Source organism: Streptomyces sp. 1331.2, assembly GCF_900199205.1.
In the GTDB taxonomy this organism is placed as follows: Bacteria; Actinomycetota; Actinomycetes; order Streptomycetales; family Streptomycetaceae; genus Kitasatospora.
This window is the reverse complement of record NZ_OBMJ01000001.1, coordinates 2,235,001-2,249,100: the sequence shown is the minus strand read 5'-3', so window position 1 is coordinate 2,249,100 and position 14,100 is coordinate 2,235,001. Positions and strand designations below refer to the sequence as shown.

The following is a 14,100-nucleotide window of genomic DNA, read 5'->3' as shown; positions in this document are numbered from 1 at the left end:
CGAGCGCAACCGGGCTGATCCCGGGAACGCCGAAGGGGCGGGAGGCCCGGCCCCCCGCCCCTTCGGCAGCCCTGCTACTCCTGCTTCTTGCGCCGGCTGCCGAAGACGATCTCGTCCCAGCTGGGCACGGTGGCCCGGCGCCCGGGCCGGACGCCGTCGGCCTCGGCCTGCCGGTCGGTGGTGCCGACCAGGCGCTCGCGGTGCGGGGCGACGGCGCGCGGCATCAGGATGTCGGCGTAGGCCGAGCCCGCGCCGACCGCCGGGGCGGCGGCCGCAGCCGGCTCCTCGTTCTCCTCGGCGACGTCGGCGGGCACCGGCTCGATGGCGGTGGGGCCGCCGACGGCGAGGTCGCCGCGGAAGGCGGGGACCACGTCGAGCAGGCTGGTCAGCGAGTCCCGGGCCTCGGCGGTGGCCTCCCGCGACTCCCGGACCTCACGGGCCGACATGATGCGGTCGGCGGAGGGCCGGTCGATCATCGGGCGGGGCGGCCGGTCCTGGGGGAGCCGGGCGATCCGCGGGATGAACGGGAAGACCGACTCCTCCTCGCGCTCGACGTTCTCGCCGATCAGCGCACGGGCCTCGTCGTCGTTGGGCTGGACCAGGCGCCGGGGCGGGTCGTACGTCCAGGAGGCGCTGCGGCCTTCGCCGTCGGCCCGGTAGGAGAGGATGACCTCCCAGGTGCCGTCGTCGCGGCGCCAGGAGTCCCAGCGCTCGGTGTCCTTCTCGGCGCCGCGCAGCGCGAGGCGTTCGGCGACGGCCTCGCCGAGCTGCGGGCCGGAGGACTCGCCGTTGCGGCGGATGGCGGTCTTGCGGGCGCGCTCGGCCATGAAGGCGCGTTCGGCGAGGACCGGGCCCTCGAAGCGGCGGACGCGGTCGACGGAGATCCCGGCGGCCTGGGCGACCTCCTCGGCGGAGGCACCGGCTCGTATCCGCGCCTGGATGTCCCGGGGGCGGAGGTGGCTCTCGACCTCGATCTCGATCTGGCCGAGGCGCGGCCGGTCGCCGCGGATGGCGGCGCGCAGCCGCTCGTCGATGGGGAGGGTGTACTCCGTGCTGTCGGCGGCCTTGAGCACCAGCCGTGTGCCGTCGTTGCTGACGGCCACAACCCGCAGTTCGGGCACGGTTACCTCCCGGGTGGTGCCTGCCGACGTCACCTGCGTCGCTGCTCCCGTACTGAGTGTGGCCTGCCCGCTCGCGACTGGCCACAACCTTGCTGAGTTCCCCGGCGTGTCGGGCTCACGCCCGGGCATGCCGCTGTGGCACGGTTGCCTTTTTGCCACGCCATCGGTCGACGTCGCGTCTGGGTGTCCCGGCCGTCCTCGCACGCGGAGTGTTCGCGACGGTCCGGGACGGGCGTCGCCGTGCGTGCCCGGTCCGTGGCTCCCCGTCAAGCTGCCGGTTCAGGCGCAGTCGACAAGTCGACCCAAGGCTCGGGCTTTACGAACAGTACTCCATTCGTGGCATCCGGAGGGGCGGCTCGCCGCTCAAGTCTCCCGCGATTCACGGGAATCTCAAGAGCGCGCGCCCCTGATGGCGGACCACCACCGGATGAACGGTGATCATCTTCACACAATCCGGGAGTGCAGAACCGCATTTTCGCCCCTTGTGTCCTTCTTTGGGCAAGATGGAGTGGCTTGTTCGAAGAACAGTCGTACGGACCGAGGGATGCGATGTCGGAGCGGGGCCCCGCCGAGGAGGGCGGCAAGGAGGAGCGCAAGCGGATCGATCTGAGCGTGGCTCAGGTCGTGGCGAGCGCGCTGGCTGCCGTGGTGGGCGCGCTGTTGGCGTCCGAACTGGGCGTCTACGGAACGATCATGGGCGCCGCGGTGGTGAGCGTCGGGGCCACTACCGGTGGCGCGGTGTTCCAGCACGTCTTCCGGCGGACCGGCGAACAGCTGCGCGAGGCGGTGGACCGGGGGCCGAGCCAGGCCGTCAACACGCTGCGCCAGGTGCCGGTGGCGAGCGGGGAGCCGGCGCCGTCCCCGGTGCTCACCGCGGAGTGGAACGAGCCGCAGGTGGTGCGGGCGCGCCGGCGGTGGACCTGGAAGAGCTACGCGGTGGTGTCCGGGCTGGTCTTCGTGCTGGCGATGACGCCGATCGTGGCCTTCGAACTGGCCACCGGGCAGCCGGTGTCGGCAACGGTCAAGGGCGAGTCCGGCAACGGCACCTCCTTCGGCGGCTCGGTGGCGCCCACGTCCTCCCGGCCGCAGGACGCCCCGGCGGAGCGGCCGGCCCCGGGCAGCCCCCGCGGGTCGGACGCCACGCCGTCCGGCGGTGCCTCGGCCCCGGCGACGACGCGGCCGAGCGGGGAGCCGAGTGCCACCCCGAGCACCGGCGCGGGCACGAGTACGGGTACGGGCTCGCCCTCGGCGGGTCCGAGCGCGAGCCCGTCGGGCGGCTCCTCCCCGTCGGCGGGCGGCGGGAAGCCCACCGGCGGGGCGACGCCGCAGCCGTCCGTACCGGCGAACGAGCCGACGCGGGCGACGCAGGCCCCGCCGCCCGCCGCCGAAACCCCGGCGAACTAGGCGCCCAGCACCCGGCGCAGGTAGTCGTTGCCGAAGACGCGCTGCGGGTCGACCTCGTCGCGCAGCGCGGTGAAGTCGCCGAAGTGCGGGTAGACGCCGGCCAGGTACCCGGCGTCGCGGGTGTGCAGCTTGCCCCAGTGCGGGCGGCCCTGATGGGCGGTCATCAGCTGTTCGACGCCGGTGAAGTAGCCCTGGTCGGCGGTGCCCCGGTAGAGGTGGACGGCGATGTAGGCGCTGTCCCGGCCGGAGGCGGTGGAGAGCCAGAGGTCGTCGGCGGGGGCGAAGCGCACCTCGACCGGGAAGCTGACCTTCCAGTCGGAGCGTTCGATCAGGGCCTTCAGCTCGCGCAGCACCTCGCCGACGGCCGCGCGCGGCACCGCGTACTCCATCTCCACGAAGCGGACCTTGCGCGGGCTGGTGAACACCTTGTACGCGGTGTCGGTGTAGCTGCGGTCGGACCAGGCGCGGCTGGCCAGTGCGGCGATCGAGGGGATGGAGCCGGGGAAGCGCCGGCCGACCCGGCAGGCGCCCTCCCAGACGGTGTTGGAGAGGAAGTCGTCCTCCAGCCACTCCTTGAACCGGGGCAGCGGGGCGGCCGGGCCCTGGCTGCGGTTGTTGCGCTTGGTGGAGCAGCGGTCGGTGTGCGGGAACCAGTAGAACTCGAAGTGCTCGTTGACGGCGGTGAGGTCGTCGAGCCGTTCCAGCACCTCGTCGAAGGCCATCGGCTGCTCGTGGGCGGTGAGCAGGAAGGCCGGTTCGACGCCGAAGGTGAGTGCGGTGATCACGCCGAGGGCGCCGAGGCCGAGCCGGGCGCCCTGGAAGAGCCGGGGGTTCTCGGTGGGGGAGCAGTGCCGGACGGTGCCGTCGGCGAGGACGATCTCCAGGGCGCGGATCTGGGCGGCGAGCGAGCCGGAGTCGCGGCCGGTGCCGTGGGTGCCGGTGCTGGTGGCGCCGGCGACGGTCTGGACCTCGATGTCGCCCATGTTGGTGAGGGAGAGGCCCTCGGCGGCGAGGATCCGGTTGAGCCGGTGCAGCGGGAGCCCGGACTCGACGGTGATGGTGCCGGCCTCGCGGTCGATCCCGCGGACGGCGGTGAGGGCGTGCGGGCGGATCTGGACGCCGTCGCCGGCGGAGGCGATCGCGGTGAAGGAGTGGCCGGATCCGACGGCCTTGACGGTGCGGCCCTGTTCGGCGGCGCGCAGGATCTCCTTGGCCAGTTCCTCCGCGGTGCCGGGAGCGGCGGCCCGGGCCGGCCGGGCGCTCTGGTTGCCGGCCCAGTTGGTCCACCGGGTGCGGGTCGCGGTACTGGCCTGGGGCATTGCGGTGCCTCCTGCTCCGTGGCCGAACGGGTCGGCGCAGTCCGGGGCGGGCGCCCCTACCCGCAGGTAGGCCCCGCGGGTAGGGCGAGAGATTAGTCAGTTCACCGGTCGGCGTCTACGGTCCGATCGGCTGCCTCGGCGGGCTCGTTCGCGGCGTCCGCGGCGTGCAGGCGGCCGAGCCCGGTCAGCGCGACGACCACCCCGAGGGCGCCGGCCGTCAGCGGGACCCAGTAGCCGGCCGAGGCGCCGGAGGCGTCGACCACCCAGCCGCCGATCGAGGAGCCGAAGGCCACGCCGAGGGCGAGCCCGGTGGTGGTCCAGGCCATGCCCTCGGTGAGCTTCGCGGCCGGGACGAGCCGTTCGACCAGGGCCATCGCGGAGATCAGGGTGGGGGAGATGGCGACGCCGGCGACCAGCAGGGCGGCGCCGGCCGCGACCAGCCCGCCGACGCCGTGCACGGTGGAGGCGACGAGCAGGATGGGGATCATGCTGAGCGCCATCATCACCACGCCGACGAAGAAACGGGTGGACAGCGGGCTCCTGGGCTTGAGCGCTCCGTAGACGACGCCGGCCAGGCCGGAGCCGACCGCCCAGACGGCCAGGACGACGCTGGAGAGCCCCTTGTGCCCCTGGGCGTCGGCGAAGGCCACGGTGACGATCTCGACCGAGCCGAAGATCGCGCCGGTGGCGACGAAGGTGAGCACCAGCACGACCAGGCCGCCGTTGAGGATGGCGCTGCCGCCGCTGTGGGCCGAGGCCGGGTGGACCGGCGGCTCGGTGCGGCGCTGGGCGGTGAACAGGGCGATGCCGACGGCGAGCGCGAGGATGGCCACCAGGACGCCGGACTCGGGGAAGACGTTGGTGGCCAGGCCGATGGCGAGGATCGGGCCGACGATGAAGCAGACCTCGTCGACGACGGCCTCGAAGGAGTACGCGGTGTGCAGCTTGGCGGGTTCGTCGCGGTAGAGGTGGGCCCAGCGGGCGCGGACCATGGCGCCGGCGCTGGGCATGACGCCGAGGCCGATGGCGAAGAGGAAGAGGGTCCAGGACGGCGCGTGGAAGTGCGCGCAGAGCAGCAGCCCGGTCGCGGCGGCGAGGGTGAGCGCGGTGGCCGGGAGGGCGATGCGGCGCTGCCCGTGGCGGTCGACCAGCCAGGAGACCGCCGGGCCGAGCGCCGCGGCGGCGACCGCCATCGTTGCCGAGACGGCGCCGGCCAGCCCGTACGACCCCGTCAGTTGGGAGAGCATCGTCACGATGCCGATGCCGGCCATGGAGATCGGGAGGCGGGCTATGAACCCGGCGGAGGAGAAGGCCAGGGTGCCGGGGGCGGCGAATATCCGGCGGTAGCTGGACAGCACGGGGGGTCTCCGTGAGGGTAAGGAACAAGGCTGGTCAACACAGCTTACGTACGTTGGCAAACGGTATTTTCCGGGCACCTGCGCGGCCCCGCCGACGGCGTCCGGCCCCTCAGTGGCAGGATCGGTGCCATGTCCGACGCGCGCAAACCCTCCCCCTCCGGCGCCGCCCCGTACGACGCCCTCCTGCTCCTGTCCTTCGGTGGGCCCGAGGGCCCCGAGGACGTCGTGCCGTTCCTGGAGAACGTCACCCGCGGCCGCGGGATCCCCAAGGAGCGGCTGAAGGAGGTGGGCAAGCACTACTTCCTGTTCGGTGGGGTCAGCCCGATCAACGAGCAGAACCGCGAGCTGCTGGCCGCGCTGCGCAAGGACTTCGCCGACCACGGGCTGGACCTGCCGGTGTACTGGGGCAACCGGAACTGGGCGCCCTACCTGGTCGACGCCCTGCGGGAGGTGGCCGCCGACGGCCACCGCCGGATCGCCGTGCTCGCCACCAGCGCCTACGCCGGCTACTCGGGCTGCCGCCAGTACCGGGAGAACCTGGCCGATGCGCTGGCCGCCCTCGCCGAGGAGGGCGTGCCCGCCCTGCGGGTCGACAAGCTGCGGCACTTCCACAACCACCCCGGCTTCGTCGAGCCGATGATCGACGCCACCGAGGCCGCGCTGGCCGAACTGCCCGAGGCCGTGCGGGCCGGCGCCCGGCTGGCCTTCACCACCCACTCCATCCCGGAGGCCGCGGCCGAGACCTCCGGCGCCCCGGACGACCCGGCCCGCGGCAGGCCGGGCGGCGCCTACGTCGCCCAGCACCTGGACGTGGCCCGGCTGATCGCCGCCGCCCTCGCCGAGCGCACCGGCGTCGCCGACCGGCCCTGGGAGCTGGTGTTCCAGAGCCGCAGCGGCGCCCCGCACATCCCGTGGCTGGAACCGGACATCTGCGACCACCTGGAGGCCCAGCACGCCGACGGCGCGCCCGCCGTGGTGATGGTCCCGATCGGCTTCGTCTCCGATCACATGGAGGTCAAGTACGACCTCGACACCGAGGCCGTCGCCAAGGCCGCCGAGCTCGGACTGCCGGTGGCCCGCGCCGCCACCGTCGGCGCCGACCCCCGGTTCGCCGCCGCCGTGCGCGAGCTGGTGCTGGAGCGGGCCGCCACCGAGCGCGGCGAGGGCGTGACGCGCTGCGCCCTGGGCACGCTCGGCCCGAGCCACGACGTGTGCGCGGTGGCCTGCTGCCCCAACCCGCGCGCCCCGCGCCCGGCCGTCGCCGAGCGCTGACCCCTTCACGAGCGCTGACCCCTTCCGGAGGAGAGACCCGTGCCCACCCCTGCCCTGCCCGACGACCGGCTCCTCGACGACCTGCTGGACGTCGCCCTGGACGCGGCCCGGCAGGCCGGCGCGCTGCTGCGCGACGGCCGCCCCGCCGACCTCGGTGTGGCCGGCACCAAGAGCAGCCCGGTCGACGTGGTCACCGAGATGGACCTCGCCTCCGAGAAGCTCGTCCTGGAGCTGATCACCGACCGCCGCCCGACCGACGGCTACCTCGGCGAGGAGGGCGCCGAACGGCCCGGCAGCAGCGGGGTGCGCTGGGTCGTGGACCCGCTCGACGGCACGGTCAACTACCTGTACGGGCTGCCCTCCTGGGCGGTCAGCGTGGCCGCCGAGCTGGACGGCCGGGCGGTCGTCGGCGTGGTCTACGCCCCGGCGCGCGAGGAGCTGTTCCACGCGGTCCTGGGGCGCGGCGCCCGGCTGAACGGCCGGCCGCTCTCCGTCCGCCCGGCTCCGCCGTGGGGCCAGGCGCTGATCGCCACCGGCTTCAACTACGTCCAGCCGGTACGGGTGCGCCAGGCCGAGGTGCTGCTGGCCCTGATGCCCGAGGTGCGGGACATCCGCCGCGGCGGGGCGGCCGCGGTGGACCTGTGCGACGTCGCCGCCGGGCGGCTGGACGGTTACTTCGAGCGCGGCCTCGCTCCCTGGGACCGGGCGGCCGGCTGCCTGATCGCGGCCGAGGCCGGCGCCCTGGTCGGCGGCCGTCCCGGGCACGGCCCGGACCGCGAGCTCACCGTGGCCGCCGCTCCGGGCGTGTACGAGCCGCTGCAGGAGCGCCTGGCCGCCCTGCGGGCCTGGGCGGACTGACCGGTTCCGGGCGGGCGGGGCCGGGCGGGCCGTTCCGGGTGGGCCAGCTCGCCCTCGCCGGCCCGGCCCGCCCGGAACTGCTCCGGACATGCGAAGAGCCCTGGCATACGGGGGATGCCAGGGCCTGGGATTTCGCACGGCCCCCGCAGGGCCGCTGGTGCCGGAGTCCCGGCGACGGGTCGGTGGTGCCGAGAACGGGTCAGGCAGCGGTGCGGTGGCGCTCCAGCACCGTGTCGACGCCGTGCTCGGCGGCGAGTCGGCGGAGGTCGTCCAGCTCGGACTGCTCCACCTCGGCGAGGAACTCGTCCCCGGCCTCGATCGCGCGGTGCAGGTCCTGCTCGGCGTTGGCTATGCGCTGCAGGATTCCGGCCTTGAAGGCGTCCATACGGGCCCCCTTACTGTGTCGGACGTGCACGGTCGTGCGCTCTCCGCCCCGAGGAGGTACCAGCCGGTGAAAGCGCCCCGGCCGGCAGGTGGTTGCTCTCCGGTCGGGCGCGGAGACGGCCCTTCGGCCGCTCCCGGTGATGTCCCAGCCCCAGGGCCGGCGCGGATGAACGCACGGCGGGTGGGTGCGATCGGCCGAGGGCCAGATCGCGGGTGTGTGCAGCTGTCCTCCCCCCGGAGGTGGGCGGGAAACCTCCCGCCGAAAGAAAGTTGCCCGTGTCACAGTCCAAGCGGAGTGGTACCGACACGAACGGTCACCGTCGCGGGGCCCGGGCCCTTGCCCGGGGGGCAGCTTATCGCTGCTTTACCGCGGGACCAGGCAGGATGGAGGCACCGTCGGAGCCGTGCGTCCGCTTCCGGGGCCGGCCTGGAGAAGGGACAACGACCGTGCGGGTTCTCGTCGTCGAGGACGAGCAGCTGCTTGCCGAGGCCGTCGCGACCGGCCTGCGCCGCGAGGCGATGGCCGTCGACGTGGTGTACGACGGGGAGGCCGCGCTCCAGCGCATCGCGGTCAACGACTACGACGTGGTGGTCCTGGACCGCGACCTCCCGCTGGTCCACGGCGACGACGTCTGCCGCAAGGTGGTCGAGCAGGGCCTGGCGACCCGGGTGATCATGCTGACCGCCTCCGGCGACATCAGCGACCGGGTCGAGGGCCTGGAGATCGGCGCGGACGACTACCTTCCGAAGCCGTTCGCCTTCAGCGAACTCGTCGCCCGGGTAAGGGCGCTGGGCCGCCGTGCGACCGTCCCGCTGCCCCCGGTGCTGGAACGCGCCGGCATCTCGCTCGACCCCGGTCGGCGCGAGGTGATCCGCGACGGACGCACCGTCCAGCTCGCCCCCAAGGAGTTCGCCGTTCTGGAGGTGCTGATGCGGGCCGGCGGCGCCGTCGTCTCCGCCGAACAGCTCCTGGAGAAGGCCTGGGACGAGCACACCGACCCCTTCACCAACGTCGTGCGCGTCACCGTGATGACGCTGCGCCGCAAGCTCGGCGACCCGCCGGTGATCGTCACCGTGCCGGGCTCCGGCTACCGCATCTGACCACCGGAATCCACCACGGATTCCCCATCCGAAGAGGGGCCCGCCCCCCAGGGATTCCCCCACCCCGCGCCCGCCCCGGCGGACGCCCCGAGAGGACGATCATGACCACCCCGCCCCCGGCCGGCGGGCCCTCCGGCGCGCCCGCCGGCGGCCCGCGCGCCGTACCGCCCAAGCCCGTCCACCCCCCGCTCGCCCCCCGGAACGGACGGTACGTCCCCGGCGACGGCGTACTCGCCTGGCTGCCCTTCCGCCCCACCATCCGGATGCGGCTCACCCTGCTCTACGGCGGGATGTTCCTGATGGCCGGCGTGGTGCTGCTGCTGCTGATGTACGTGTTCTTCCAGGACGCCGTCTCCTACCTGCAGCCGCGCAAGTTCAACTTCAACGGCAACTTCGTCCAGGTCAGCGGCCCCAACGGGACCAGCACCGCGATGGACAGCTCGCAGTTCAACGACCTGCAGGCCGCCGACTACCTCTCGCGCTCCGACTCCGCGCTCAACACCCTGCTGCGCAAGTCGCTCACCATGCTGGTCTGCCTCGCCGTGATCGCCTTCGCGGCCGGCTACGCGATGGCGGGCCGGGTGCTGCGCCCGCTCGGCCGGATCACCCGCACCGCCCGCGACGTGGCCTCCTCCGACCTGCACCGGCGGATCGAGCTGGACGGGCCGGACGACGAGCTCAAGGAGCTCGCCGACACCTTCGACGACATGCTGGACCGGCTGGACCGCTCCTTCGACTCCCAGCGCCGCTTCGTCGCCAACGCCTCGCACGAGCTGCGCACCCCGCTGGCGATCAACCGCACCCTGCTGGAGGTCCAGCTCTCCGATCCGGCCGCCTCGACCGACCTCCAGCAGCTGGGAAAGACCCTGCTGGCCACCAACGAGCGCAGCGAGCAGCTGGTCGAGGGCCTGCTGCTGCTCGCCCGCAGCGAGAACGAGCTGACCGACCGGCGTCCGGTCGAACTGTCCGAGGTGGCCACCCGGGCCCTGGAGCAGACCCGGGCCGAGGCGGAGAAGCGCGAGGTCGAGCTGCGCTCGAAGCTCGATCCGGCGGTGGTCGCGGGCAACGGCGTGCTGCTGGAGCGGCTGGCGCTCAACCTGCTGCAGAACGCCGTCCGGTACAACACCGCCGGCGGCTGGGTCGAGCTGGCCACCGCCGCGGTGCCGGGCGGCGGCGAGCTGGTGGTCTCCAACACCGGGCCGGTGGTGCCCGGCTACGAGCTGGAGCACATCTTCGAGCCGTTCCGCCGGATCAAGGGCGCCGATCGCACCCGCAGCGACAAGGGGGTCGGCCTCGGCCTGTCGATCGTCCGCTCGGTGGTGCGCGCCCACGGCGGCACCATCGAGGCCACCCCGCGCGCCGGTGGGGGGCTCACCATGCGGGTCCGCATCCCCTCGCCGTAGCGGCCCCTCCAGCCCTCGGCGCGGGGGCCTCCCCGGCCCCGCCGCGGGGGGCTGACCTGCCCTCGCCGCAGGGCTGACCGCCCCGTTCCGTAAACGACCGTTCACAGCCGCCCCCGTCAGGCCTGTCAAGACGACATAAGGCCTGGCGGGGGCGGCTTGTCTTTTCCGGTCCGGGCAACTTACGGTGTCGTAACCTACGCAACCGTAAGTGAGTCCGTCGGCGCGCCCGCCGACGGGGTCCGTACGGCGTGTGCCCGCCCAACGCGCCCGTCCCTGCGCGTGCCGTCCCCGGGAGCAAGACCGTGACCATCGCCCCTGTGCAGAGCAGCACCTCGCTCGGATCGAGCGGCTGGACCGACGCGCGGCTCATCCTGGCCCTCGAAGAGGTCGTGGAGAAGGAGCTCAACCGCCACCTGGGCGTGGCCAAGGAGTGGATGCCGCACGAGTTCGTCCCGTGGAGCCAGGGCCGCGACTTCGACGGCGTCCTGGGCGGCGAGGCCTGGTCGCTGGAGCAGTCCCAGGTGACCGCGCTGGGCCGGGTGTCGCTGGTGGTGAACCTGCTGACCGAGGACAACCTCCCCAGCTACCACCACGAGATCGCGAGCATGTTCGGCCGCGAGGGCGCCTGGGGCACCTGGGTGCACCGCTGGACGGCCGAGGAGGGCCGCCACGGCATAGCCATCCGCGACTACCTGCTCGCCACCCGGGCCGTCGACCCGGTGGAGCTGGAGCGGGCCCGGATGAGCCACATGTCGGAGGGCTTCGAATCCGACAACGCGCACAGCATGCTGCACTCGGTCGCGTACGTGTCCTTCCAGGAGCTCGCCACCCGCATCGCGCACCGCAACACCGGCAAGTACGCCGGCGACCCGCTCTGCGAGCAGCTGCTGACGAAGATCGCCAACGACGAGAACCTGCACATGGTCTTCTACCGGAACCTGCTGAAGGCCGCCCTGGAGATCGCCCCCGACCAGGCCATGCGCGCCATCGCCGACGTGGTCACCGCCTTCCGCATGCCCGGCCACGGCATTCCCGGCTTCGAGCGCGCCGCCGCGCAGATCGCCATCGGCGGGGTGTACAACCTCCGCATCCACCACGACGACGTGCTGCAGCCGGTGCTGCGCAACCTCAAGGTGATGGAGATCGGCGGCCTCGGGCCGGAGGGGGTGCTGGCGCAGAACGAGCTGGGCGTCTTCCTGGACGGCCTGGACGCGCAGGCCCGGAAGTTCGACGAGCGCCAGGCCGCCCTGCTGGCCCGCCGGGAGGCCCGGCGCAACGCCGGCTAGGACGCTTCGGCGGGTCTCCGGCAGGTCTCCGACAGGTCTCCGACGGGTCTCCGGCAGGTCTCCGGCGGGCGGTCGGAGTGGGTGGATTTTCCGTGGTTTGCCCCGGAAGATTCCGAACGTGACCAAGCTCACACCGTGTCGCTCCACGATTTCGGTCAACCTCGGAGAGTGATCATCTGTTCGGAGGCCTCGCTCGCGCTCCGTGACCGGATTTTGCCCCCGAGCGGATCGGTCGGATCGGTCGGCAGCCCTGATGGGTAAGGGATTCGGTGGGTGCCCGCACCATCGGTGCTCACTGTGCGTGGTCGGTTTTTCGGGCTTGAGGAGGGTATGTGATGGCCCAGCGTGAGGGCTTCGGCAGCCCCGGGGATCACCCCGATGGACCCCCGGCTGAGTGTCGATTGAGTAACAGGGCTTGAAGTAAGGCAAAATCTCCGCCTCGGGTCGGGCACAAGACCGACCCCCCATGCGTTACGTGCGCTGGAGATACCGCACACACCGCACAAACCCGGAGGGGGAGAGCGAAAAATGGCAACCGACTACGACACCCCACGCAAGACCGACGACGAGCTCAACGAGGACAGCATCGAGGAGCTCAAGGCCCGTCGGAACGACAAGGGCGGCGGCTCCGTCGACGTCGACGAGTTCGACGCCGCCGAGGGCATGGAGCTGCCCGGCGCCGACCTCTCGAACGAGGAGCTCGCCGTTCGGGTGCTGCCGAAGCAGGCCGACGAGTTCACCTGCATGAGCTGCTTCCTGGTCCACCACCGCAGCCAGCTGTACAGCGAGAAGAACGGCAACCCGATCTGCCGGGACTGCGGCGCCTGAGCACCGCGGCGGACGAGGCCCGGTGCCCGCGGCTCCCGCGGGACCGGCACACCGCTCCTTCCGGCCCCGGGCAGCGGGGCCGGACGGCAGTTCCGGGAGCCGTCCACCAGGACGGGCCCGGTAGGACGGAGTCGGCCGACTCGTCGGCCAGGACAAAGTCATAGGGACGGTCCCGCAGCAGCGGAACCGTCCCTCTCCGTTTTCCCGGGCCTGCCGGGTTCTCGGTCCTTCGGGGCCCTGCCGGGCTCCCTGGTCCTTCGGGCCCGGCCCGTCCTCAGGTGCGGGCGCCGCGCCGGGCGTCCTCCAGCGCCTCCGCCAGCTTCATCGGCGAGCGGGTCGACAGGTAGAGGTACGGCGTCGGGTCGGCCGGGTCGGTCACCTCGACCCGAAGCGCCGTCGGGACATAGCTGCGCAGCAGCATGAAGGCGCGCGGATCGGCCTTCGGGCCGCGCCAGGCCGCCGCCTCGGCGGGGCTCAGCGCGTGCGCGGAACCGAGCGCGTCCACCGGGATCCGGGCCGGCCCGGCCACCAGCGAGCCCTGGACCACGCGGATCCGGGCCGAGCCGTAGCTGCTGATCGCGACCGCGCCGGCGGCGATGCCGACCACCAGCCCGACCAGCGCGGCCGGGCCGCTGACCCGGATCAGGACCAGCGCGAGCGTGAGACCCACCGCGACCGGGAGCAGCCACCAGGAGCGCGGCACCGTGAGGCGTTCGTCGTACATGCCCCCCATTGTGGGCGCCCTGACGCCCGCCGGCGGACGCCACCCCCACCGGGGGCCTTCCTACCCCTCGGTAGGGTTGGGGCCCGTGACCGGTACGACTGCCCCCAGCACCCCCACCGACCGGCCGGCGCCCACGATGCCGCCGACCCCGACGGCCCCGCCCCCGGACGCCGTCATGCCGCCCCGCGCCCCCGAGGCGCCGGCCCCCGGCACCCGGCTCGGTTCCCACTACGAGCACTGCTTCGGCTGCGGCCCGCAGCACCCCGGCGGCCTGCAGATCGACGCGATCGCCGGCGAAGGGCTCGATGTCACGGCCGAGTTCACCGTCCGGGACGTCCACCAGGGCGGCCCCGGCCTGGCCCACGGCGGCCTGCTGACGACGGCGATGGACGAGACCCTGGGAACCCTCAACTGGCTGCTGCACGCCCCCGCCGTGACGGGCCGGCTGGAGACCGACTTCCTCTGCCCGGTGCCCGTCGACTCGGTGCTGCACCTGCGCGCCTGGGTCACCGGCGTGCACGGCCGCAAGATCTACAGCGCCGCCGAGGCGCGGATCGGCGGCCCGGACGGGCCGCTCGCCGTGCGGGCGCAGGCCCTCTTCATCCAGGTGAAGCTGGAACACTTCACCACGCACGGTCGTCCCGAGGACATCGAGAAGGTCCTCGACGACCCGGATCTGATGAAGCGCGCACGAGCCTTTGAGGTGAACCCCTAGTGAGCGAGACCCCCCGCCCGCAGCTGGACGTCCTGATCAAGCGCATCGACCCCGAGCTGCCGCTGCCCGCCTACGCGCAGCCCGGGGACGCCGGCGCCGACCTGCGCACCACCGTCGACGCCGACCTGGCCCCCGGTGAGCGGGCGGTGCTCCCCACCGGCGTCGCCATCGCGCTCCCGGACGGCTACGCGGCCTTCGTCCACGCGCGCTCCGGGCTCGCAGCTCGTTGCGGAGTTGCTCTCGTGAACGCCCCGGGGACGGTCGATGCCGGGTACCGTGGAGAGATCAAGGTGATCGTCGTCAATCTGGACCCGCGCGAGGGGGTCA

The 14,100-nt window shown here is 73.1% G+C and carries 14 protein-coding genes (1 of these 14 only partly in view); 9 read left to right on the top strand and 5 right to left on the bottom strand.

Annotation, left to right across the window (positions count from 1 at the left end):
• Positions 1-74: 74 nt before the first annotated feature.
• Positions 75-1,154, bottom strand: coding sequence for a septation protein SepH (gene sepH, locus CRP52_RS09455; protein WP_097235986.1), 1,080 nt, complete (start codon positions 1,152-1,154; stop codon positions 75-77).
• Between the two features lie 516 nt (positions 1,155-1,670).
• Between sepH and CRP52_RS09450 the strand changes: the two genes are divergently transcribed.
• The gene (locus tag CRP52_RS09450) at positions 1,671-2,525 is read left to right on the top strand and encodes a hypothetical protein (RefSeq protein ID WP_097235985.1); all 855 of its coding nucleotides are present in this window, start codon (positions 1,671-1,673) and stop codon (positions 2,523-2,525) included.
• On the opposite strand, the gene CRP52_RS09445 is transcribed toward CRP52_RS09450, so the two are convergent.
• Both CRP52_RS09445 and CRP52_RS09440 read right to left on the bottom strand, forming a co-directional pair.
• Positions 2,522-3,844, bottom strand: a complete 1,323-nt coding sequence (locus tag CRP52_RS09445) for a D-arabinono-1,4-lactone oxidase (protein WP_097235984.1) — start codon at positions 3,842-3,844, stop codon at positions 2,522-2,524. The two genes, CRP52_RS09450 and CRP52_RS09445, sit on opposite strands and share 4 nt — an antisense overlap.
• 101 nt (positions 3,845-3,945) lie before the next feature.
• A complete protein-coding gene (locus CRP52_RS09440; protein ID WP_097235983.1) occupies positions 3,946-5,202 on the bottom strand; it encodes an MFS transporter in 1,257 nt (418 codons plus the stop codon).
• Positions 5,203-5,331: 129 nt separating this feature from the next.
• Between CRP52_RS09440 and CRP52_RS09435 the strand changes: the two genes are divergently transcribed.
• Together CRP52_RS09435 and CRP52_RS09430 are read left to right on the top strand one after the other, a co-directional pair.
• Positions 5,332-6,474, top strand: coding sequence for a ferrochelatase (locus CRP52_RS09435; RefSeq protein WP_097235982.1), 1,143 nt, complete (start codon positions 5,332-5,334; stop codon positions 6,472-6,474).
• Positions 6,475-6,513: 39 nt separating this feature from the next.
• Positions 6,514-7,332: an inositol monophosphatase family protein gene (locus CRP52_RS09430; protein WP_257032383.1), complete on the top strand. Its 819-nt coding sequence runs from the start codon at positions 6,514-6,516 to the stop codon at positions 7,330-7,332.
• A 199-nt stretch (positions 7,333-7,531) separates the two neighbouring features.
• On the opposite strand, the gene CRP52_RS09425 is transcribed toward CRP52_RS09430, so the two are convergent.
• Positions 7,532-7,717: a hypothetical protein gene (locus CRP52_RS09425; RefSeq protein WP_030057688.1), complete on the bottom strand. Its 186-nt coding sequence runs from the start codon at positions 7,715-7,717 to the stop codon at positions 7,532-7,534.
• Positions 7,718-8,163: 446 nt separating this feature from the next.
• Between CRP52_RS09425 and CRP52_RS09420 the strand changes: the two genes are divergently transcribed.
• The 4 genes from CRP52_RS09420 (at position 8,164) to CRP52_RS09405 (ending at position 12,334) form a co-directional block, all read left to right on the top strand.
• Complete coding sequence (locus CRP52_RS09420; protein ID WP_097235981.1) at positions 8,164-8,817, top strand: response regulator transcription factor; 654 nt, start codon at positions 8,164-8,166, stop codon at positions 8,815-8,817.
• A gap of 101 nt (positions 8,818-8,918) precedes the next feature.
• A complete protein-coding gene (locus CRP52_RS09415) occupies positions 8,919-10,220 on the top strand; it encodes a sensor histidine kinase (RefSeq protein ID WP_097235980.1) in 1,302 nt (433 codons plus the stop codon).
• Between the two features lie 302 nt (positions 10,221-10,522).
• Complete coding sequence (locus CRP52_RS09410) at positions 10,523-11,506, top strand: acyl-ACP desaturase (protein ID WP_097235979.1); 984 nt, start codon at positions 10,523-10,525, stop codon at positions 11,504-11,506.
• Between the two features lie 528 nt (positions 11,507-12,034).
• A complete protein-coding gene (locus CRP52_RS09405; protein WP_030057692.1) occupies positions 12,035-12,334 on the top strand; it encodes a DUF4193 domain-containing protein in 300 nt (99 codons plus the stop codon).
• Positions 12,335-12,608: 274 nt separating this feature from the next.
• Here the strand turns inward: CRP52_RS09405 and CRP52_RS09400 are convergent, their stop codons facing one another.
• A complete protein-coding gene (locus CRP52_RS09400) occupies positions 12,609-13,058 on the bottom strand; it encodes a DUF3093 domain-containing protein (RefSeq protein WP_373560472.1) in 450 nt (149 codons plus the stop codon).
• 136 nt (positions 13,059-13,194) lie between these two features.
• Here CRP52_RS09400 and CRP52_RS09395 point away from each other — a divergent pair, with 136 nt between their 5' ends.
• Together CRP52_RS09395 and dut are read left to right on the top strand one after the other, a co-directional pair.
• Positions 13,195-13,773, top strand: coding sequence for a PaaI family thioesterase (locus tag CRP52_RS09395; protein WP_097239961.1), 579 nt, complete (start codon positions 13,195-13,197; stop codon positions 13,771-13,773).
• Positions 13,773-14,100, top strand: partial view of a dUTP diphosphatase gene (gene dut / locus CRP52_RS09390; RefSeq protein WP_179852738.1) — the 5' portion only. The gene runs 140 nt beyond the window's last position; the window shows 328 of its 468 coding nt (coding positions 1-328); it begins with the start codon at positions 13,773-13,775; its stop codon lies off the right edge, out of view. The genes CRP52_RS09395 and dut overlap by 1 nt, the downstream gene beginning before the upstream one ends.

Excerpts from the sequence above, each read along its gene's own strand:
- CRP52_RS09425 (WP_030057688.1), bottom strand. The coding sequence starts at position 7,717 with ATGGACGCCTTCAAGGCCGGAATCCTGCAGCGCATAGCCAACGCCGAG.
- CRP52_RS09450 (WP_097235985.1), top strand. The coding sequence starts at position 1,671 with ATGTCGGAGCGGGGCCCCGCCGAGGAGGGCGGCAAGGAGGAGCGCAAG.
- CRP52_RS09405 (WP_030057692.1), top strand. The coding sequence starts at position 12,035 with ATGGCAACCGACTACGACACCCCACGCAAGACCGACGACGAGCTCAAC.
- CRP52_RS09415 (WP_097235980.1), top strand. The coding sequence starts at position 8,919 with ATGACCACCCCGCCCCCGGCCGGCGGGCCCTCCGGCGCGCCCGCCGGC.
- CRP52_RS09400 (WP_373560472.1), bottom strand. The coding sequence starts at position 13,058 with ATGTACGACGAACGCCTCACGGTGCCGCGCTCCTGGTGGCTGCTCCCG.
- CRP52_RS09445 (WP_097235984.1), bottom strand. The coding sequence starts at position 3,844 with ATGCCCCAGGCCAGTACCGCGACCCGCACCCGGTGGACCAACTGGGCC.
- CRP52_RS09395 (WP_097239961.1), top strand. The coding sequence starts at position 13,195 with ATGCCGCCGACCCCGACGGCCCCGCCCCCGGACGCCGTCATGCCGCCC.
- CRP52_RS09435 (WP_097235982.1), top strand. The coding sequence starts at position 5,332 with ATGTCCGACGCGCGCAAACCCTCCCCCTCCGGCGCCGCCCCGTACGAC.